The sequence below is a fragment of the Pseudonocardia sp. HH130630-07 genome, from assembly GCF_001698125.1.
Lineage (GTDB): Bacteria > Actinomycetota > Actinomycetes > Mycobacteriales > Pseudonocardiaceae > Pseudonocardia.
Window position 1 is genome coordinate 5,916,028 of sequence record NZ_CP013854.1, and the last position, 19,817, is coordinate 5,935,844.

The 19,817-nt window shown below is 74.5% G+C and carries 17 protein-coding genes; 4 read left to right on the forward strand and 13 right to left on the reverse strand.

The window, feature by feature from the left end; all coding sequences use genetic code 11:
* Positions 1–94: 94 nt before the first annotated feature.
* The gene (gene xsc / locus AFB00_RS27880; protein ID WP_068800749.1) at positions 95–1,849 is read left to right on the forward strand and encodes a sulfoacetaldehyde acetyltransferase; all 1,755 of its coding nucleotides are present in this window, start codon (positions 95–97) and stop codon (positions 1,847–1,849) included.
* Between the two features lie 26 nt (positions 1,850–1,875).
* Positions 1,876–2,922: a phosphate acyltransferase gene (locus AFB00_RS27885; RefSeq protein ID WP_068799651.1), complete on the forward strand. Its 1,047-nt coding sequence runs from the start codon at positions 1,876–1,878 to the stop codon at positions 2,920–2,922.
* On the opposite strand, the gene AFB00_RS27890 is transcribed toward AFB00_RS27885, so the two are convergent.
* The 4 genes from AFB00_RS27890 to AFB00_RS27905 all read right to left on the reverse strand — a co-directional run bounded on the left by AFB00_RS27890 (position 2,889) and on the right by AFB00_RS27905 (position 7,242).
* Positions 2,889–3,686, reverse strand: a complete 798-nt coding sequence (locus tag AFB00_RS27890; protein ID WP_083275880.1) for an IclR family transcriptional regulator — start codon at positions 3,684–3,686, stop codon at positions 2,889–2,891. The genes AFB00_RS27885 and AFB00_RS27890 overlap by 34 nt on opposite strands.
* 130 nt (positions 3,687–3,816) lie before the next feature.
* The gene (locus tag AFB00_RS27895; RefSeq protein ID WP_068799652.1) at positions 3,817–5,157 is read right to left on the reverse strand and encodes an MFS transporter; all 1,341 of its coding nucleotides are present in this window, start codon (positions 5,155–5,157) and stop codon (positions 3,817–3,819) included.
* A 16-nt stretch (positions 5,158–5,173) separates the two neighbouring features.
* Positions 5,174–6,448: a hydroxyacid-oxoacid transhydrogenase gene (locus AFB00_RS27900; protein ID WP_068799653.1), complete on the reverse strand. Its 1,275-nt coding sequence runs from the start codon at positions 6,446–6,448 to the stop codon at positions 5,174–5,176.
* A 119-nt stretch (positions 6,449–6,567) separates the two neighbouring features.
* Entirely contained in the window at positions 6,568–7,242 is a 675-nt protein-coding gene (locus AFB00_RS27905; protein WP_068799654.1) for a GntR family transcriptional regulator, read from the reverse strand.
* A 28-nt stretch (positions 7,243–7,270) separates the two neighbouring features.
* Here AFB00_RS27905 and AFB00_RS27910 point away from each other — a divergent pair, with 28 nt between their 5' ends.
* Positions 7,271–10,081, forward strand: a complete 2,811-nt coding sequence (locus AFB00_RS27910) for an FAD-binding and (Fe-S)-binding domain-containing protein (protein WP_068799655.1) — start codon at positions 7,271–7,273, stop codon at positions 10,079–10,081.
* A 7-nt stretch (positions 10,082–10,088) separates the two neighbouring features.
* Here AFB00_RS27910 and AFB00_RS27915 read toward each other — a convergent pair whose 3' ends face one another.
* From AFB00_RS27915 to AFB00_RS27935, 5 genes are read right to left on the reverse strand one after another with little or no spacing between them, the layout of a single operon-like run.
* Positions 10,089–11,657 carry an N-acyl-D-amino-acid deacylase family protein gene (locus AFB00_RS27915; protein ID WP_068799656.1) on the reverse strand — a complete coding sequence of 523 codons (1,569 nt, stop codon included), beginning with the start codon at positions 11,655–11,657 and terminating at the stop codon, positions 10,089–10,091.
* 10 nt (positions 11,658–11,667) lie between these two features.
* On the reverse strand, positions 11,668–13,107 hold the full coding sequence (locus AFB00_RS27920) for a Na+/H+ antiporter NhaC family protein (protein WP_083275882.1): 1,440 nt from the start codon (positions 13,105–13,107) through the stop codon (positions 11,668–11,670).
* Positions 13,104–14,267, reverse strand: a complete 1,164-nt coding sequence (gene menC / locus AFB00_RS27925; RefSeq protein WP_083275883.1) for an o-succinylbenzoate synthase — start codon at positions 14,265–14,267, stop codon at positions 13,104–13,106. Before menC ends, AFB00_RS27920 begins: the two co-directional genes overlap by 4 nt.
* Positions 14,264–14,941, reverse strand: coding sequence for a MurR/RpiR family transcriptional regulator (locus AFB00_RS27930; protein ID WP_068799657.1), 678 nt, complete (start codon positions 14,939–14,941; stop codon positions 14,264–14,266). The genes menC and AFB00_RS27930 overlap by 4 nt, the downstream gene beginning before the upstream one ends.
* Positions 14,938–15,672: a GNAT family N-acetyltransferase gene (locus AFB00_RS27935; protein ID WP_197519686.1), complete on the reverse strand. Its 735-nt coding sequence runs from the start codon at positions 15,670–15,672 to the stop codon at positions 14,938–14,940. Before AFB00_RS27935 ends, AFB00_RS27930 begins: the two co-directional genes overlap by 4 nt.
* Positions 15,673–15,901: 229 nt before the next feature.
* Here AFB00_RS27935 and AFB00_RS27940 point away from each other — a divergent pair, with 229 nt between their 5' ends.
* A complete protein-coding gene (locus AFB00_RS27940) occupies positions 15,902–16,930 on the forward strand; it encodes a M20/M25/M40 family metallo-hydrolase (protein WP_231974111.1) in 1,029 nt (342 codons plus the stop codon).
* A 70-nt stretch (positions 16,931–17,000) separates the two neighbouring features.
* On the opposite strand, the gene AFB00_RS27945 is transcribed toward AFB00_RS27940, so the two are convergent.
* The 4 genes from AFB00_RS27945 to AFB00_RS27960 form a co-directional block, all read right to left on the reverse strand.
* Positions 17,001–17,690, reverse strand: coding sequence for a DUF3159 domain-containing protein (locus AFB00_RS27945; RefSeq protein WP_068800752.1), 690 nt, complete (start codon positions 17,688–17,690; stop codon positions 17,001–17,003).
* A 71-nt stretch (positions 17,691–17,761) separates the two neighbouring features.
* Entirely contained in the window at positions 17,762–18,499 is a 738-nt protein-coding gene (locus tag AFB00_RS27950; protein WP_231974112.1) for a GntR family transcriptional regulator, read from the reverse strand.
* A gap of 21 nt (positions 18,500–18,520) precedes the next feature.
* Positions 18,521–19,276, reverse strand: a complete 756-nt coding sequence (locus AFB00_RS27955) for a 3,4-dihydroxy-2-butanone-4-phosphate synthase (RefSeq protein WP_068799660.1) — start codon at positions 19,274–19,276, stop codon at positions 18,521–18,523.
* On the reverse strand, positions 19,273–19,806 hold the full coding sequence (locus tag AFB00_RS27960) for a flavin reductase family protein (protein WP_068799661.1): 534 nt from the start codon (positions 19,804–19,806) through the stop codon (positions 19,273–19,275). The genes AFB00_RS27955 and AFB00_RS27960 overlap by 4 nt, the downstream gene beginning before the upstream one ends.
* Positions 19,807–19,817: the final 11 nt, after the last annotated feature.

Below are 19,817 nucleotides of genomic sequence, written 5' to 3' on the forward strand. Positions count from 1 at the left end.
CTTACTGTCGAAGCACATCCAGGTAATCGAGACAGGTCATACCGGATTTCAAGACGTGGAGGTTGCCGTGCCGGAGCAGGTCGGACCGCAGAAGATGACGCCGTCGGAGGCGTTCGTCGAGACCCTCGCCGCCAACGGCGTCACCAAGATCTTCGGCATCATGGGCTCGGCGTTCATGGACGCGATGGACATCTTCGCCCCGGCCGGGATCGAGCTGATCCCGGTCGTGCACGAGCAGGGTGCCGCACACATGGCCGACGGCTACGCCCGCGCGAGCGGCCGGCACGGCGTGGTGATCGGGCAGAACGGCCCGGGCATCAGCAACTGCGTCACCGCGATCGCGGCCGCGTTCTGGTCGCACAGCCCGGTCGTGATGATCACGCCGGAGTCCGGGACGATGGGCATGGGACTGGGCGGCTTCCAGGAGGCCAACCAGCTGCCGATGTTCCAGGAGTTCACCAAGTACCAGGCGCACGTCAACAACCCGGCGCGGATGGCCGAGCTGACCGGCCGGGCGTTCGACCGGGCGATGTCGGAGATGGGCCCGACCCAGCTCAACATCCCCCGCGACCACTTCTACGGCGAGCTGACCACCGAGATCCCGGTGCCGCAGGTGCTCGACCGCGGCCCCGGCGGGACCCGCACGCTCGACGAGGCTGCGGACCTGCTCGCCGCGGCGGAGTTCCCGGTGATCGTCTCCGGCGGCGGCGTGGTGATGAGCGGCGCCGTCGAGCAGTGCCGGGCGCTCGCGGAACGGCTGGGCGCACCGGTGGTCAACAGCTACCAGCACAACGACTCCTTCCCGGCGAGCCACCCGCTGTGGTGCGGGCCGCTCGGGTACCAGGGCTCGAAGGCCGCGATGACGCTGATCTCGCGGGCCGACGTCGTGCTGGCGCTGGGCACCCGGCTGGGCCCGTTCGGGACGCTGCCCCAGCACGGCATGGACTACTGGCCGGCCGGGGCGAAGGTCATCCAGGTCGACGCCGACCACACCAAGCTCGGCCTGGTCAAGAAGATCGCGGTCGGGATCTGCGGCGACGCCGGGGCCACCGCCACCGCCCTGTCCGAGCGCCTCGCCGGCCGGGACCTCGCCTGCGACGGCTCCCGCGAGGTCCGCGCCGGTGCGATCCGCGCGGAGAAGGAGAAGTGGGAGACCGAGCTGTCGGAGTGGACCCACGAGCGGGACCCGTACAGCCTCGACATGATCGCCGAGCAGGAGCAGGAGGAGGGCAGCTGGCTGCACCCGCGCCAGGTGCTCCGCGAGCTGGAGAAGGCCATGCCGGCGCACGTCATGGTCTCCACCGACATCGGCAACATCAACTCGGTCGCGCACAGCTACCTGCGCTTCGAGGAGCCGCGGTCGTTCTTCGCCCCGATGAGCTTCGGCAACTGCGGCTACGCGCTGCCGACGATCATCGGCGCCAAGGTCGCCGCCCCGGACCGACCGGCGATCGCCTACTCCGGCGACGGCGCCTGGGCCATGAGCATGGGCGAGATCATGACCGCGGTCCGCCACGACATCCCGATCACCGCGGTCGTGTTCCACAACCGGCAGTGGGGCGCGGAGAAGAAGAACCAGGTCGACTTCTACAACCGCCGCTTCGTGGCGGGCGAGCTGGAGAGCGAGAGCTTCGCCGGCATCGCCGAGGCGATGGGGGCCGACGGGATCGTCGTCGACTCCCTCGACGAGGTCGGCCCCGCGCTGCGCAAGGCGGTCGACGCCCAGATGGACGGCGGGCGCACCACCGTCGTCGAGGTCATGTGCACCCGGGAGCTCGGCGACCCGTTCCGGCGGGACGCCCTGCGCAAGCCGGTGCGGATGCTCGAGAAGTACCGCGACTACGTGTGAGCCCACCCCCGAGCGGAAGGCACGGCATGGACGCGACGACGGTGGACGCCGCCGGCACCCTGCCCGGCCCGGTCCGGCGGCGGTGGGTGGACACGCTCGCCGGCCGGCGGCCCGTCGTCGCGCTGGCCGACGGCGACGACCCCAGGGCCGTCCGGGCCGCGGCGACGCTGATCGCCGAGGGGCTGGTCCGGCCGCTGCTCGTCGGGACCCGGGACGCGGTGTCGGTCGCCTGCCGGGCGGCCGGCGTCGCGCTGCCCGCCGACGCCGTGCTCGACGTCGGTGAGGCGCTCGCCGACCCGGCCGTGCGCGACGTCGTCGACGCCGCGGTCGACCGCCGGCCGGCACTGCTCCGGGACGATCCACTGGTCGTCGCCGCGGCGCTGCTCCCGGCCGGGCTGGCCGACGCCGGGGTCGCCGGCGCCGGCCGGCCGACCGCCGACGTCCTGCGCGCCGGGCTCGGCGTCGTCGGGCTGCGGCCGGGCGTGCGCACGCTGAGCAGCAGCTTCCTCATGGTGCTGCGGGACGGGCGGAAGCTGACCTTCACCGACTGCGCGGTCGTCCCGGACCCGACCGTCGAGCAGCTCACCGACATCGCCGTCGCGGGGGCGGGGACGCACGCCGACCTGACCGGGGAGGAGCCCAGGGTGGCGATGCTGTCGTTCTCCACCCTGGGCAGCTCCCGGCACGAGCGCATCGACCGGGTCGGTGCGGCCACGGCCCGGTTGCGGCAGCGGATGCCGGCCCTGCGGGTGGACGGCGAGCTGCAGTTCGACGCCGCGATCGTCGCGACCGTCGGGTCGGCGAAGGCACCGCGGTCCGAGGTGGCCGGTCGGGCGAACGTCCTCGTCTTCCCGAACCTCGACGCCGGCAACATCGGCTACAAGATCGCCGAGCGACTGGGCGGTGCGATCGCGCTCGGCCCCGTGCTGCAGGGTCTCGGCGCGCCGTTGAACGACCTGTCCCGCGGGTGCAGCGGCACCGACATCGCACACCTGGCCCTGCTCAGCGCCGTCCAGTCGGTCGGCGGGCCGGATCCCGCTCAGCGCGAGAGCGACCGGTCGATCGGCAGGTAACGGGCGACGTCGGCGGCGGCGTCGATCGCGAGGGCGCCCAGCTCCGTCATCCGGGCGGGCGGCATCCGCACGGTCGGCACCTGGATGACGACGGCGGCCTGCGCGCGGCCCCGGGAGTCGATCACCGGGGCCCCGACGCACCGGACCCCGGCGACGTTCTCCTCCTCGTCGATGCTGTAGCCCCGCTCCCGGATCGCGGTCAGCTGCTCGGCGAGATCGGCCCGTCGCCGCAGCGTGCGCTCGGTGACGGCCGGGAGCTCCTCGGGCAGTCCGTCGAGGTAGCCGGCGGCGTCCGGCGAGTGGGCCAGGATCGCCTTGCCGGCCGCCGTCGTGTAGAGCGGGAACCGGGCCCCCGTGCTCTGCTCGAACCGCAGCGGCAGGGTCGACTGGACCCGCAGCAGCACGACCGACTCACGCTTCTCCCGGACGGTCAGGTTCACCGACTCCTCGGTCTCGGCGTTGACCCGCTCCAGGACCGGGAACGCCTTGTCGAGCCCGAAGCCGCGCTGCGCGGCGAGCCCGAGCAGCACCGTGCCGGCACCGAGGTGGTAGCTGTCCGTCTGCGGATCGTGGGTGACCAGGCCCTCCGCGGTGAGCGCCCGGATGATCCGGTGCGCGGTGCCGGAGGTGAGGTCGAGCCGGGCCGCGATCGCCGGGAGGGTCAGCTCGCGCCCCTCCTCGGCCAGGAGCTTGACCATCCGCAGGGCCCGGCCGATCGCCTGGGTACCGGCCGGGGCACGGACCTCTTCACCGTCCTCGGTCACGCCAGGATCCTAGTGCGCGCCCCACGATCCCCACCCCTCGCCACGGTCCCCACCCCGCCCACGGTGCACTCATGGAGCTTCGGCCCCGTGTGACGAGGCCGAAGCTCCATGAGTGCGGGTTGCGCGGGGGTCAGGACGGCGCGTGCGCGGGGGTGGCGGGTGCGTCGTCGAAGTGCATGTCGCGGCGGCGGACGAGCAGGGTGCCCGCGACGCTGATGACCGTCGTCGCCCCCAGGTACGCCAGCACCAGGCCGATCCCGCCACCGGCGGCGGCCACGAGGTAGGCCAGCACCAGCGGGGCGATGCCCGAGGCCACCACCCCGGACAGCTGGTAGACCACCGAGATGCCGGTGCAGCGCACCGCCGGCGGGAACAGCTCGGCGAAGAACGCCGCCTCGGGCCCGTACATCACCGGATAGGCCAGCCCGAGCACGCCGACCAGCGCGAGGACGATCCAGACCGTGTTCCCGCTCTCCAGCGCGGCGAACGCGGGCAGCGCCATCACGGCCGTGAGGACCACTCCCACCGCGTAGGTCCGCCGCCTGCCGAACGTGTCGGACAGCCGTCCGCAGATCGGGATCACGAACGTCATCACGATCGCCGCGACGAGCACGGCGAGCAGCAGGTCCTGCCGGTCGAGGTCCAGTGTCTGGGTGCCGTAGGACAGGACGAACACCGCCCAGGCGTTGAACGCGGTGCCCTCGGCCAGCCGGGCGGCCATGCCCAGCAGCAGGTTCCGCCGTCCGGCCGGGACCCGCAGCATCTCCGCGGCGGGCACGGTGGCCTTCTGCTCGGCGGACTCGAGCTTGCGGAACGCCGGGGTGTCGACGATCTTGAGCCGGATCACCATCCCGACGATCACCAGCACGGCCGAGAGCAGGAACGCGATCCGCCAGCCCCAGGCGAGGAACGCCTCGTCGCTCATGGCCACGCCCAGCACGGCGAACACGGTGGTCCCGAGGACCAGCCCGAGCGCGAGCCCGATCTGCGGGTAGCTGCCGTAGAGCCCACGCCGGTTCGCCGGCGAGTACTCGACGGTCATCAGCACGGCGCCGCCCCACTCGCCGCCGATCGCGATGCCCTGCGCGAGCCGCAGGACGACCAGCAGGATCGGGGCCAGGACGCCGATCGAGTCGTAGGTCGGGACGAGCCCGATCAGGCAGGTCGAGACGCCCATGATCATCATCGTGGCGACGAGCGTCTTCTTGCGCCCGAGCCGGTCCCCGATGTGCCCGAAGATCAGGCCGCCGATCGGCCGGGCGACGAAACCGAGCGCGAACGTCGTGAACGCGAGCAGGGTGCCGACGACCGGGTCCTCGGCCGGGAAGAACAGGTGGTTGAAGACCACGCCGGCGGCGAGGCCGTAGAGGAAGAAGTCGTACCACTCCACCGTGGTGCCGACGACGCTGGACGCGACGACCAGCCGCACGTCGGAACTCTGGGTGGCGGTGTCCGGGTTCGAGGTGCTCACGATCCTCCGCCGCCCCTCAGAGCGACCGGCGGAAGATGGTCGTCACCGCGTCACGGTCGACGGCCCGGGGCACGACGGCGAGCTGCCGGGTCTGCTTGAGCGTCCCGTCGGTCAGCGTCTCCAGGTCGTCCTCGGTGAAGCCGAAGCTGCGCAGCCCGACCGGGACGTCGATGTCGGCCATGAGCTCGGACAGGACGCCGGCGAGCGCGTCGGCGCCGTCGGTCGTGGTGAACGTCCGCCCGGACAGCAGTTCCGCGGCGCGCAGGTGCCGCTGCGGGTGGCCCGGATACGTCCAGCGGAACACCTCCGGCGCGGTCGAGGCGACGGCCTGGCCGTGCGGCACCATCACCATCTCCGGGTAGCCCTCGGCCCGGTAGCCCTTCGCCCCACCGGCGATCGGGTAGGCGTTCGCGTGCGGGAGATGGGTCCCGGCGTTGCCGAACCCGGTGCCGGCGTAGGTCGAGGCCAGCATCATCTGGGTCCTGGCCTCCATGTCCCGCCCGGTGTGGACGGCCCGGCGGAGGAACCGGCCCACCAGGGTCAGCGCCATCTCGCACCAGACGTCGCTGATCGGGTTGGAACCGCAGAACGCGGGCCGGCGCATCGGGTCGGCGGGCGCGGGCTTCGCGTCGAACGGGACGCTGGTGTAGCTCTCCAGCGCGTGCGAGAGCACGTCCATGCCGCTCGCCGCGGTCACCGCCGAGGGCAGGGTCAGGGTGGTGCGCGGATCGACCACCGCCAGCGACGGCCGCAGCCGCGCGTGGCTGATCCCGGCCTTCAGGTGCTGGCTCAGCAGGTCGACGACGCAGATGGTGGTCGACTCCGAGCCGGTGCCGGCCGTGGTCGGTACCGCGACCAGCGGCTTGAGCGGCAGCCACGGCGCCGTGCCGGCACCGATCGGCGGGGTGACGAAGTCCAGCAGCTCGCCGGGGTGCGTCGTCAGCAGGTTGACGGCCTTCGCGGTGTCGATCGCCGATCCGCCGCCGATCGCGACGTAGCAGTCCCACTCCAGCTCCCGGGCGTGGGCGACGGCCTCGGCGATGCTCTCGTCGGTCGGCTCGACACCCACGCCGTCGAAGATCTCGGACTTCAGGCCGGCCGCCCGGACGTGGTCCAGCACCCGGTCCGGGATGCCGGTCCCCCGCACCCCGGGGTCGGTCAGGATCAGGCAGGACGTGAGGTCGCGCGCCGCGAGCTCCAGCCCGATCTCGTCGATCGCGCCGTCACCGAACTTCAACGGGGGCGCCGCCCAGGTGAAGACGCTCTCGTTCTGCTCCCGTGCCTCGCTCATCGTTGAGCTCCTCTCTCGGGTCGCACCATGTGGGCGCAGTCCCCACTATGCGGGGGCAACGTAACCCGAGGCACACCGGATGGGAACCCCGTCCGGGTGATCCGGTGCCGCCGGGACCGCTACCGGGCCGGCACCTCGCGCAGGTTCCCGGCCAGCAGCCGGCCGGTGCGCTCGAGGTGCTCGCGCATCGCCGCGCCGGCCGCCGGCCCGTCCCGCGACACCAGCGCGGCGACCACCGGCTCGTGCTCGGCGACGATCTCCTCCAGCGTGCGGCCGCTCGCCGTCGTGGGTGGCCCGAGCAGGGCGGTCGTGGCCCGGAGCCGCTCCACGATCGCCGCCGCGCGGGCGTTGCCGCCCGCCCGCAGCAGCCGGTCGTGCAGTGCCCGGTCGGCCGCCCAGAACGCGGGCTCGTCGCCCCGCGCCGCGGCCGCGGTCATCCCGGCCAGCGCCTCGCGGACCGCGTCGTGCTCGGCGTCGGTGCCCCGGCGGGCGGCCCGCTCGGCGGCCGGCGGTTCGAGCGCGAGCCGGATCTCCAGGATCTCCTCGATGTCGTGCGCCGCGGGCAGGACGATCCGGAAACCGCGGTTGCGGGCGATCTGCACGAGCCCGGCCTCGGCCAGCTGCAGCAGCCCCTCCCGGACCGGGCTGCGCGAGACACCGAGCAGCTCGGCGAGCTGGTAGACGGAGTACGTCCGATCCGGGACGAGCTCACCGGCGGCCACCCCGTCCCGCACCGCCTGGGCCACCCCCGCCGCCAGTGTCGGCGCATCGGCTGGAAGCTCGAGCCTCGGCATGAGTAACATGTTAGCCGTGGGCGGTAACATGTTACTGACGAGCGTGGACTCGGCCGGGCTGGAACAGTCCCTGCGACGTGCGGGTCTGGAGGTCCGGACCGACCAGGCCACCCGGGGCATGTACGCCTCGGACGCGTCGCTGTACCGGATCCCGCCGCTCGCCGTGGTGCGCCCGCGCGACGTGGACGAGATCGCCGCGACGCTCGCCGTGGCCCGGGAGACCGGGGTCCCGGTCACCTCCCGCGGGGCGGGGACGTCGGTGGCGGGCAACGCGGTCGGCCGCGGCATCGTGCTCGACTTCTCCCGGCACCTCGGCCGCGTGCTCTCGGTCGATCCCGACGCGCGGACCGCCGTCGTGGAACCCGGCACCGTGCACGCCGTCCTGCAGCGGGCGGCCGCGCCGTTCGGCGTCCGGTTCGGCCCGGACCCGTCGACGCACCCCCGCTGCACGATCGGCGGCATGATCGGCAACAACGCCTGCGGATCCCGCTCGCTGGCCTACGGGCGGACCTCGGACAACGTCGCCGGCCTCGAGCTGCTCACCGCCGCCGGGGACCGGCTCGTCACCGGCTACACCGACGGCACGCCGTTCACCAGCGGCGCGGACGCCACCGTCGCGAACGTGCGGGCCGCGATCGGGCGGCACCTCGCGACCGCCCGGACCGAGTTCGACCGGTTCGGCCGGCAGGTCTCCGGCTACGCCGCCCAGCACCTGCTCCCCGAACGCTTCGACCTCACCCGCGCACTCGTCGGGTCCGAGGGCACGCTCGGCGTGCTCACCCGGGCGACCGTGAAGCTGGTGGAGGACGCCCCGGTGCGGGTCGTGGTGGTGCTCGGCTTCGCCGACATCGTCGCGGCCGGCGAGGCGGCACCGTCGGTCGTCGCGCACGGACCGACCTCCTGCGAGGGGCTCGACTCCCGGCTGCTCGACGTGCTGCGCAACCGCCGCGGGCCGGACGCGGTCCCGCCGCTCCCCCGCGGCGGGGCCTGGCTGTTCGTCGAGCTCGCCGGCAACGAGCCGGAGGAGGTCCTGGCCAGGGCCCGGCGGCTCGCGGCCGACGGGATCGGTGCGGACGCCGCGGTCGTGTCCGACCCCGCGGTCCAGGCCCGGCTCTGGCGGATCCGCGAGGACGGCGCCGGTCTGGCCGGGCGCGCACCGTCCGACCGTCCGGCGTGGCCCGGCTGGGAGGACGCCGCGGTCCCGCCGGAGCAGCTCGGCCGCTACCTGGCCCGGTTCGACGAGCTGGTGGACTCCTACGGCATGACCTCGGCGCCGTTCGGGCACTTCGGGGACGGCTGCATGCACGTCCGGCTCGACGTGCCGCTCGACCGCCCGGACGGGACGTCGGTGCTGCGCAGCTTCCTCACCGACGCGGCCCGGCTGGTCGGCGAGTTCGGCGGCTCGCTCTCCGGTGAGCACGGCGACGGCCGGGCCCGCTCGGAGCTGCTCCCGCACATGTACTCCCCCGACGCGATCACCCTGTTCGGCGGGATCAAGCACGCCTTCGACCCGGAGAACCTGCTCAACCCCGGTGTCCTCGTGGACCCGGACCCGGTCGACGCCGACGTCCGGGTCGCCGGGACCTTCCCGCTGGGCCGCAGGCAGCTCGCGATGGCCTACCCGCACGACGACGGCGACCTCGCCCAGGCCGTGCACCGCTGCACCGGCGTCGGCAAGTGCCGGGCCGACAACTCCGCGGCCGGCGGGGTGATGTGCCCGTCCTACCTGGCCACCCGGGAGGAGAAGGACTCGACGCGCGGCCGGGCCCGGGTGCTGCAGGAGGTCGTCCGGGGCGAGCTCGCGTGGTCCGACCCGGCCGTGCACGACTCGCTGGACCTGTGCCTGGCCTGCAAGGGGTGCGCCTCGGACTGCCCGACGGGCATCGACATGGCCACCTACAAGTCCGAGGTGCTGCACCAGACCTACCGCAGGCGGCTCCGCCCGCGCTCGCACTACACCCTCGGGAGACTGCCGTTCTGGGCCCGCCTCGCGGGATGGACCCCCGGCCTGGCCAACCGCGCGGTCCGGCTGCCCGGCGTCGGGCCGCTGCTGCTGCGCCTGGCCGGGGTCGACGCCCGCCGCTCGGTCCCGGAGTTCGCCCGCCGCCCGTTCCGGCGGATCTTCCGGCCGGTCGCCTCGGACCGGAGACCGGTCGTGCTGTTCGCCGACTCCTTCTCCGACGCGTTCTCCCCCGAGGTCGCCGAGGCCACCGTCCGGGTCCTGCGCGCGGCCGGGTACGAGCCGCGGTTGCCGTCGTCCTCGGTGTGCTGCGGCCTGACCTGGATCACGACCGGGCAGCTCGACGGGGCCCGCCGGATCCTGCGCCGGACCGTGGCGACGCTCGCCGAGGACGCCCGGGCCGGCGTGCCGATCGTGGGGATCGAGCCGTCGTGCACCGCGGTGCTGCGCTCGGACATCCACGAGCTGCTGCCCGGCGACGAGAACGCCGCTCCGGTGGCCGCCGCGGTGCGCACGCTGTCCGAGCTGCTCGCCGGGACCCCGGACTGGACCCCGCCGGACCTGTCCGGCGTCGAGCTGGTCGCGCAGCCGCACTGCCACCAGCACGCCGTCCTCGGGTGGAAGACGGACGCGGAGCTGCTGGCCTCGACCGGGGCCACGGTGCGCACGCTCGCCGGGTGCTGCGGGCTGGCCGGGAACTTCGGCGTGGAGCAGGGTCACTACGAGGTGTCGGTCGCGGTCGCCGAGCAGAACCTGCTGCCCGCGATCGACGCCGCGCCCGGCGCGGTGGTGCTCGCCGACGGCTTCTCCTGCCGCACCCAGGTCGCGGACCTGCGGGACCGGCCGGCCCTGCACCTGGCCCAGCTGCTGGACCGGTGAGCGCGGGTCAGGCCCGGCCGAGCACCCGTCCCCCGGCCCGGCCGGTCAGGGCCCCGTCGAGCAGCGACGGGACGCCGTTGACCAGGACGGCGTGCACGCCGTCGGACAGCTGCCAGGGCCGGGTGTAGGTCGACCGGTCGGTGACCGTCGCCGGGTCGAGCACCGCGACGTCGGCGGCGGCCCCGGCGCGCAGCACGCCCCGGTCGGCCAGGCCGAGCCGCCCGGCGGGCAGGGAGGTCATCTTGCGGACGGCCTCCTCCACGCTCAGCACGCCGCGCTCGCGCACGTACCGGCCGAGCACCCGGGCGAAGGTGCCGAAGCTGCGCGGGTGCGGCACCCCGGGGCCGGACGGTTCGAGGACCCACCCGTCGCTGGCGACCGAGACCATCGGGTGCCGGAGCACCGTGTCGACGTCCTCCTCGGCCATCGCGTGGTTGACGATGCCCACCTGGGCCCGGTGCCGGGCGATCACGTCCAGCGCGACCTCGGCCGGGCCGGTGCCCGCGCGCTCGGCCAGCTCGGTCAGCGAACGCCCGACGTCGGCGGAGTACGGGCCGTCCGGCAGCTCGGCGAGCACCACCCCGCCGGGGTCGATGTCGTGGGCGAACCGGGCCCGCAGCGCGTCCGCGATCCGGGCCCGCAGGTCCGGGTCCGCCAGCCGGTCGAGCAGCGCGGCGGGCCCGCCGTCGATCGCCCACGGCGCCAGCCGGGAGGTCAGGCCGGTGCTCGACGCGGTGTAGGGGTACACGTCGGCGGCGACGTCGACCCCGCGCTCCCGCGCCCGGTCGAGCAGCGCCAGCGCCTCGCGCACCGCGCCGTGGTTCGGCCGGCCCATGCACTTGAGGTGCGAGACCTCCAGCCGGGCACCCGCGCGCTCCGCCGTCCGGACGGCCTCGTCGACCGCCTCGACGACCCGGTCGGTCTCGTTGCGGACGTGCGTGGAGTACAGCATCCCGTGCTCGGCGGCCGTCCGGACCAAAGCGGTGACCTCGTCGGAGGTGCCGAACAGCCCGGGTGCGTAGATCAGGCCCGAGGACAGGCCGAGCGCACCGGCCGCCGCCGCGGCGGCCACCATGCCCTGCATGCGGGCCAGCTCCCCCGGCGTCGGTGCGCGGTCGGCGCCGCCGAGCACGGCGTGCCGGATCGTGCCGTGCCCGACCTGCAGGCCGACGTTCACCGCGGGCCCGGCCCGTTCGACGGCCCGGCGGAACCCGGCGGCGTCGTCCCAGTCCCAGCTCAGCGGGTCGTCGCTGAGCGGGAGGCGGTGCCGGGAGCCGTTCTCGCCGACCGGGAACGGCGAGAAGCCGCAGTTGCCGGTGAGCAGCGTCGTGACGCCCTGGTGCAGCTGTGTCGTCGCGTACGGCGACGCCTCCAGGGTGAAGTCGGCGTGCGAGTGCAGGTCGACGAACCCGGGGGTGACGAGCAGACCCCCCGCGTCGACGACGGTGTCCCCGGTCAGGCCGGTCCCGACGCCGCTGATCCGGTCCCCGGTGACGCCCACGTCGGCGCGCCGGCGCGGCGCCCCCGTCCCGTCGGCGACCTCGCCGCCGCGGATCACGATCTCGTGCTCGGACATCGGATACTCCTCACACCTCGAAGACGAGGATCGCCGCGTACATGACCGATGCCGCGAGCAGCAGGATCCAGCCGACGATCAGCAGGTTGCGCAGGTTCGACGAGCGGGCGAGGCCCATCGCGCCGAGCATGTTCGCGTTCGGGAACGGGCCGTAGGTGTCGATCTTCGACGCGAACAGCAGGACGATCACCCAGGCGTTGACGCCGACCCCGATGGTCGCCGACAGGCCGCCGAAGACCTCGTCGATCAGCACGACCTGGGCCGCGGTCGCGCCGGGCACGCCGACCCAGCCGAGCAGCGCGATGACGGCGACGAACAGCAGCGGCGACATCGCCCCGAGCTCGTCGGAGAAGGCCGCCAGGACGACGTCGAACGGCTTCAGCTCGTCGACGGCGAGGAAGAACACCGCGAGCAGCCAGAACAGCAGGAACATCGGGACCTGGGTGCTCGCACCCCGCATGACGTGCCGGGCGACGTCGGCCAGCCGCAGGCCCCCGGCCAGCCCGGTGACGACGGCCAGCACCGGCAGCGCGAGCAGCGGGAACGACGTCCCGGCCGCGGTGACGATCGCGTACCCGACGGCCGCGAGCAGCGTGACGGTGAACGCGACGGTCGCCCGGCGGCGCCGGGCACCACCGGGTGCCGCCTCCGGGGCGACGACGTCGGCGTCGGTGTAGTCGTCCCCGGTGCCCTCGGTGCGACGCTGCACCCACGGGACGACGAGCAGGCCGAGCACGATCGACAGCACCGCCAGCGGCCCGGCCCCGTAGAGCAGGTACTGCAGGTACCCGACCTCGGCCGCGGACATGATCGCGACGTTCGACCCGGCGAACGGCGCGATCGCGAGCCCGGCGCACCCGCCGATGAACATCATCGCCGCGGTCGCGGAGCGGGTGAACCCGAGCCGCGCGACGACCGGGAGCAGGATCGGTGCGGCGATGGCCAGCGCACCGGCGAGCGTCCCCAGCGCCGCGACCAGTGCCAGGCAGGCCAGCATCACACCGAGGATCGTGCGCACCCGGCTGTCGTGCCCGACGATCCGCAGCACCGCGTGCACGATCGCGTCCGCGACACCGGTCGCGCGGAGCACCTCGCCCGCGGCCGCCCCGAGCATGATGATCAGCCCGATCATCGTGACCATCTCGCCGAGCGAGGACCCGAACATCTCGGCGGCGACGATCGGCGTCGGCGCCAGTACCAGCAGCGCGGACACGACGGCGACCGCGGTGGCGACGGTGATGTCCATGCCGAGCAGGGCCAGCGCGGCGTAGAGGACGATCGGCAGCAGCCCCCACAGGGTCGGCGGCGAGGTGAGGATCCCGGCGACGAGCGACACCGCGAGCCCGGCGATCGCGGCGCCGGAGACCAGTCGTTGCCGCGGCCGTGGTGGCGCCGCGGCACCCGTGGTCTCCGGGTCGCCGGTCGCGGGCGGGTCGTGCGGAGTGCTCATCGTCGGGCCTCCTGGTGGTCGGTCGTCGTGCGGGGCGCCGCGTCCCGGTCGCCGAGCTCGTGGCTGCGGTGGCGGACCGTGGCCAGGAACCCGGCGTCGACGGTGACGCCGAGCCCGGCCCGGCCGGACACCGCGACGACACCGTCGCCGTCCGCGGTGATCGGCTCGGTGATGTCGCGGGCGTAGTACTTCGCCGAGGCCGACACGTCCGAGGGCAGGGTGAAGCCGGGCAGGCTGGAGAGGGCGACGTTCGCGGCCCGCCCGACGCCGAACTCGTGCATCCCGCCGCACCACGCCGGCCAGCCCAGCTCCCGCGCCACGTCGTGCGCCCGCACCGCGGCGGTGAGGCCGCCCATCCGGGAGACCTTGATGTTGACGATGTCCCCGGCACCCAGCGCGTCCGCGGTCCGCAGGTCCTCGACGGTCTCGATCGACTCGTCCAGGCAGATCGGCGTCGCCGTCCGGCGGGCGAGTGCGGCGGATCCGAGCAGGTCGCGGGGGGCGAACGGCTGCTCGATCATGAGCAGGCCGGCCCCGTCGAGGCTGCGCAGCGTGTCGTGGTGCGCGGGCTCGTCGCGGTAGGCGCCGTTCGCGTCCACCTGCAGCATCAGGTCACCGAACGCCGCGCGCACGGCCCGCACCGGTTCGGCGTCCCAGCCCGGGGCGATCTTCAGCTTGACCCGGCGGTAGCCGGCGTCCACCTGCCGCTGGACCTGCGCCAGCAGCTCGTCGACGGTCGGCTCGATCCCGAGCGAGACCCCGGCGACCACGCGGTCGCGGGTACCGCCCAGCTCCGCCGCGAGCGGGGTCCCCCGCGCGGCCGAGAAGAGGGCCCAGCCGGCCGCGTCGATCCCGGCCGTGGCGAACCGGTTCCCGCGGACCCTGGCGTAGGTCTCGCGCAGCCGGCCCGGGGACTCCACCTCGGCCCCGACCACGGCCGGCAGCAGGTAGCGGGTCGCGACCAGCCAGCTGCTCTCCACGGTGTCGGCGGTGTAGTACGGGTCGCTCGGCGAGGCGATCTCGCCCCAGCCGGTGTGCCCGTCCTCGTCGGTCAGCTCGACGAGGATGTGGTCGAGGTGCGCCTTGCGGTGCGAGCTGGTCTCGAACGAGTGGACGAGCGGGAGCCGCACCAGGTGCAGGCGGGCGTGCACGATCTTCACGGGTGCTCCTGCTCCGGGTCGAGGTAGAGGCCGAGCCGGGCGGACATCCGGTCGCGTTCCTGCAGCCGTCGCCGCGCGCCCTTCGCGCTCGCCGTGGTCAGGGCGGCGAGCAGGTGCGTGGCGGAGGCGACGGCGGTGGGCGAGTCGGAGTACGACGCGCTCTCGGTCGGCACCACCAGCGAGACCGTCGCGACGTCGGTCAGCGGGGCGTCGGCCGCGTCGGTGACCAGCACGAGGGCGCCGCCGGCCGCGGCGAAGGCCCGGCCGATCTCCACGGTCTCCCGGCGGTAACGGCGCAGCGAGAACGCGACGAGCACGTCGCTGTCGCGGACGTCGGTGAGGATGTCCAGCGCCGGGGTGAGGGTCCCGTCGATCTGGACGACCTGCGACAGCGAGGCCCCCAGGTCACCGGTCAGCAGCCGGGCGAACGCGAACGACTTGCCGGTACCGAGGACGAACCGGCGCCGGGCCCCGACGACACAGCCCGCGGCCCGCTCGATGCTGCCGTCCTCGGTCAGCGAGTGCAGCGCGGTGGTCAGCGACGCCAGCTCCTGCTCGACCAGCCGGCGGCGCAGCACCGATCCGGAACGTCGCTGCACGCGTGCGTCGAACCGCTGGCTCGGGCTGACGAGTGCGCGGTCGACGTCGGCGGCGCCCGGCTCGCGCGCCGTCACGGGAGGTCCCCGGCGAAGGTGTACACGGCGCGGTCGTCGGAGATCCGGCGGCAGGAGCGCGCGAGGAGGCCGCGGCCGAGCAGGGCGCGGAACCCGGCCCGGATCCGCATCCGGTCGTGCTCGGTCACCTCGTCCGCGGTGGGCACGACGAGGACGCCGGTGTGCGGACCGGCCGACCACGCCCCGACGGCAGGGTCCTGCACCGGGGGCGCCGGTGGGGCCGCGGGCGGGGGGCCGGTGCGCTCCAGGTCCCAGTCGACGACCACCCGGTCGGTACCGGGGCGGTGGTAGAAGTCGTCGACGTACCACCGCCCGGTCGCGCCGAGGACGTCGAGGTTGAAGTGCGCGTTGCGGGCACTCGCCGGATCGAACGACCAGCGCATCCGGGTCGCGCCCGCCGCCCGTGCGGCGTCGGCCTGGGCCAGCTTGATCAGCCGGCCCACCCCGCGGCCGCGCAGTTCCGGGGCCACCGCGGCGGTCTGGGAGTAGTGGTACACCCGCCCCCCGGACATGCCGCAGAACCCGACGGCCAGCCCGACCAGGGAGTCCCCGTCCACGACGCCCAGCGCGGTCCCGCCGTTGCGCAGCACCGCGCTCAGCAGCCGGGTGTTCAGCTCCAGGCCCGTGCGGTCGGGCGCACCGAAGACCCGCCGGTAGAGGTCGACGGCCTGGCGCTGCAGCTCGGGGTCGTCGAGATCCCGGACCGTCAGGCCGCGACGAGGCTCGTCCACGGTCAGCATGCCGACCGACTTGTGAAACGCATGTCGCGACTGTCTTCCAGAATCCGCAGCTAGTCAAGCCCTGAAGGAGAGACGGTTCGCTGATACGTTACGTATCCATGACGTCATCATCGTACCGCGGCGAGCACGACGCGGACCGGATGCAGGCCGACGTGGAGCCTACGCGCGCCTGGAGTCCCCCACCGGCGACGCGGCGCGCCTCGACGCGTTGCTGGAGGTCGTGGCCGGCACCTGGCGCGACCTCGGTGCCCGGACCCGGCCGGTCCCGGCCGCCGACGGAGCGCACCTCCTCGTCGAGATCGACGGCACGGCCGACCGGGCCGGCGAGGCGCCGGTGCTGTGCCTCGGCCACCACGACACCGTCTGGCCGGCGGGGACCCTCGACGGACCGGTCCCGCTGCGGGTGGCCCCCGGTCCCGGCGGGGACGTCCTGCACGGCCCGGGCGTCTACGACATGAAGGGCGGCCTGGTCGTGCTGGAGACGGCCGTCCGCGCGCTGCGCGCGTCCGGCCGCGGGCACCGGCCGATCCACGTATGCGTCGTCGCCGACGAGGAGGTCGGCTCCCCCACCGCGCGCGACCTGGTCCGGGCGCGGGCGCGGGACAGCGTCGCCGTGCTCGGGTTCGAACCCCCGCACCCGGACGGCGCGCTCAAGACCGCCCGCTGGGGCAGCACCCGGCTGCGGCTGACCTGCACCGGGCGGGAGTCGCACGCCGCGCTCGCCCCCGAGGACGGCGTCTCCGCGGTGGACGAACTGGTCGACCAGCTCGTCGCCGCCCGGGCGCTGGCGGTCGCGACGCCCGGGGTGCTGTGCAACGCCGGCACGCTCGGCGGCGGTGGGCGGACGAACGTCGTCGCCGGTCACGCCTGGTGCGATCTCGGCCTGCGGTTCGAGACACCGGCCGCGGAGACCGCCGTCCTGGACCGGCTGGCCGCGCCCGAGCCGGTCCGTCCCGGCGCGGTGGTGCGCGGGGAGATCCTCGCCTCCCGGCCACCATGGCCCGGCGGCCCCGGCTGCGCGGAGCTGCTGGCGCTCGCCGCGCGGGCCGGTGCGGCCTGCGGCCAGGACGTCGACGGCCGGCCCGCCCGGGGCGCCGCCGACACGAACCTCGTGGGCGACCTCGGCGTCCCGGTCCTCGACGGTCTCGGGCCACAGGGCCGGGGTGCGCACGCCCCGGACGAGCAGATCCGCCTGGACTCGCTGCCCGAACGCGCCGCGCTGGTCACCGAACTGCTGGCCGCGCTCTGACGTCGCGCCCACCACACGCGAAGGCGCCCGCCCTCCGGGGACGGAGGACGGGCGCCGCGGGAGAAGGGGATCAGGACCGGGGCAGCAGCCGCTTGCTCGTCCGGCGGAACGCCCACACCACGACCAGCGCACCCACGATCGTCAGCGGGGTACCCATCGCCACCCGCGCGATCGCCAGACCACCGGTGGTGTCGATCGCGTACAGCCAGTACTGCACCACGAACCGGGCGCCGAACACCGCGGCCGCGGCCAGCGTCGCGATGTCGTGGGCCCGCAGGCTCGGCCGGTCGGCCCGCCAGTCATGGGTGTTGCCGTGCACCGCGTTCCAGATCAGCCCGGTCACCGGCCGGCGGGCCAGCACCGACACCGCCGTGACCACGAACCCGGCCAGCGCCGCCCAGATCCCGATCGCGAAGAAGTCCTTCGCCGACCCGGTCCAGGCCACCAGACCGACCGCCACGCCCACCGCGATCAGGCCGCCGACCGCCGAGGAGAACCGCTCCCCGCGGACCAGCCGGAACACGGTCAGCAGTACCGCGACGCCGACCGAGACCGCGATCGTGACCGGCAGTGGCAGGAACGCGTTGGCGGCGGCGAAGACGACGACCGGGACCGTGGAGTAGACGAACCCCATCGGGCCGCCCATCTGGTCGAGCATCGACGCCGCCGAGGCCGGCGTCGCCGACGGCGCCGCCGGCGTGGCGGTCGGGTGCTCGGTGGGGGTCACGCCCTCGTCGCGTTCCCGGTTCAGGTCGGTCATCGTCATCTCGCCCCTCTGGTCGTACCCGGTTGCAGCAACAGACAAGACCGTGACGCTGCGGCACACTCAAATCAGGGTGACCGGCGCCACACCGGGACCTCAGCCCGCGTCGGGGCCGCGACGCGCAGGGGATCCTCGAGCGACATCGTCGCCCGCTCGCTGGAGCGGACGTGGTCGCGCATCGCGAACTCCGCCCCGAACCCGTCCTTCTCCCGCACCAGTTCGAGAACCCGCCGGTGCTCCGCTGACGACGCCCCGAGCCGGCCGGGCCGGCTCAGCGACGCCGAGACCAGCCGGTGGTACGCGAGCTGGTTCATGAGCGTGCGGTAGTGCGCCAGCAGCCGGGTGTTGTCGGCCCCGGTGACGACCAGCTCGTGGAAGTCGTGGACCAGTGCCGCGTAGGCCTCGGCGTCCCCACGGGCCACGGCCCGGTCCGAGCGTTCGAGGTTGTCCTCGATGCGGTCGAGCACCTCGGTGGCGCCCCGGGCGGCGAGCAGCCGGGCCGCCATGCCCTCCAGCATCTCCTTGAGCTCGAACAGCTCGACCAGCTCACGCCGGCTCGGGACCCGGACGAAGGTGCCCACCCGGGGCCGGATCTCGACCAGGCCCTCGATCTGCAACTGCTTCAGCGCCTCGCGGACCGGCGTCCGGCTGACGTCGAACTCGGTGGCCAGGGCCAGCTCGGACAGTGGCTGCCCCGGCTGCCGGGTCCCGCTGACGATGGCGTCGCGCAGACCGTCCAGCACCCGGGCCTGCGCACCGCGGCGACCGTTCGCAGGGGCCTCGTCACTCCCGGTACCGGCCTGCACACCGCGAGCCTATCCCGGGCCTCAGGCGCTGCCCACCCACCGCCGGTCGGTGTCGGCGGCGCCGGTGTGGCCGGCGTGGTGGTGGTCGTGCCGGGTGCGGTACCGCACCAGCCGGGCGACGTCGAGGACGGGCACGCCGTGCCGGGCACCCAGCTCCACGGTCCCGGCCCGGTCCGCGGTGCGGCCGCCGCCCGCGGTCCCGGGATCGGTCACCACGTCGGCGATCAGGCCGACCGCGGGCAGCCCGGCCAGCCGGCACAGGTCCACGGCCGCCTCGGCGTGCCCCGGCCGGGCGAGCACCCCACCGGGCCGGGCACGCAGCGGCAGCACGTGACCGGGCCGGGTCAGGTCCGCGGCCACGCTCTCCGGGTCGGCCAGCACGCGGGCCGTGCGGGCCCGGTCGCGGGCGCTGATCCCGGTGCCGACGCCGGTCGCCGCGTCGACCGACACCGTGAACCCGGTGCCGTGCGGACCGGTGTCGTGCCAGAGCATCGGGGGCAGGCCGAGCACGTCGGCCCGGTCCGGCTCCATCGGCACCCGCAGCAGGCCGGAGGTGTGCCGGACCATCCAGGCCACCCCGGCCGGGCCGGCCAGCGCGGCGGGCAGGACCGCGACGCACTCCGCGCCGCCGCCGGCTGCCCGGTCGGCGGTGGTGCGGTCGGCCGCGTCGGCGCAGACGAGGACCGGGCGCCCCGCCCGCAGGGCGTCGAGCGCACGGGTGAGCGGGTCACACGGCGACGGCGGCCGCGGCGCGACCGGTTCGGCCACCGCGGTCACGACGCCGCCCCCAGGCTGGCCAGTGCGTGGAACCCGCTCTCGTGGAACACGAGCGGTCCGCGACCGGGGTGGGTGCACTGGCGGTGCACCCGCAGCAGCACGAGATCGTGGTCGCCCGCGGTCACCGCGCTCTCCACCGAGCAGTCGAGCCACGCCGAGGCGCCGCCGAGCAGCACCGCCCCGTCCGCGGTGCGGTGCAGGTCGAGCCCGGCGAACCGGTCGCCCTGCTTGGAGGCCAGCTGCCGGCAGATGCGGTCCTGGCCGTCGCCCAGTACCGACAGCCCGAGCCGGGCCCGGTCACGCAGCCGCGGCCAGGTCGTCGACGTGTGCTGCACGCACAGCCCGACCAGCGGCGGATCGAGCGAGACGGCCACGAACGAGCTCGCGGCCAGGCCCACCGGGACCCGGTCGTCGTCGAGCGCGCAGACGGCGGTGACGCCGCTCGGGAACCGTCCGAACACCTGCCGGAGCCCGGCGGTGTCCACGGTGCCGCCGGCCCCGCCGGTGATGGTGGGGATCAACTCGGACACGGGTGTCCTCC

Coding starts and splice junctions, on each gene's coding strand:
- xsc (WP_068800749.1), top strand. CDS start 95: ATGACGCCGTCGGAGGCGTTCGTCGAGACCCTCGCCGCCAACGGCGTC.
- AFB00_RS27885 (WP_068799651.1), top strand. CDS start 1,876: ATGGACGCGACGACGGTGGACGCCGCCGGCACCCTGCCCGGCCCGGTC.
- AFB00_RS27900 (WP_068799653.1), bottom strand. CDS start 6,448: ATGAGCGAGGCACGGGAGCAGAACGAGAGCGTCTTCACCTGGGCGGCG.
- AFB00_RS27905 (WP_068799654.1), bottom strand. CDS start 7,242: ATGCCGAGGCTCGAGCTTCCAGCCGATGCGCCGACACTGGCGGCGGGG.
- AFB00_RS27910 (WP_068799655.1), top strand. CDS start 7,271: ATGTTACTGACGAGCGTGGACTCGGCCGGGCTGGAACAGTCCCTGCGA.
- AFB00_RS27915 (WP_068799656.1), bottom strand. CDS start 11,657: ATGTCCGAGCACGAGATCGTGATCCGCGGCGGCGAGGTCGCCGACGGG.
- AFB00_RS27920 (WP_083275882.1), bottom strand. CDS start 13,107: ATGAGCACTCCGCACGACCCGCCCGCGACCGGCGACCCGGAGACCACG.
- AFB00_RS27945 (WP_068800752.1), bottom strand. CDS start 17,690: ATGACCGACCTGAACCGGGAACGCGACGAGGGCGTGACCCCCACCGAG.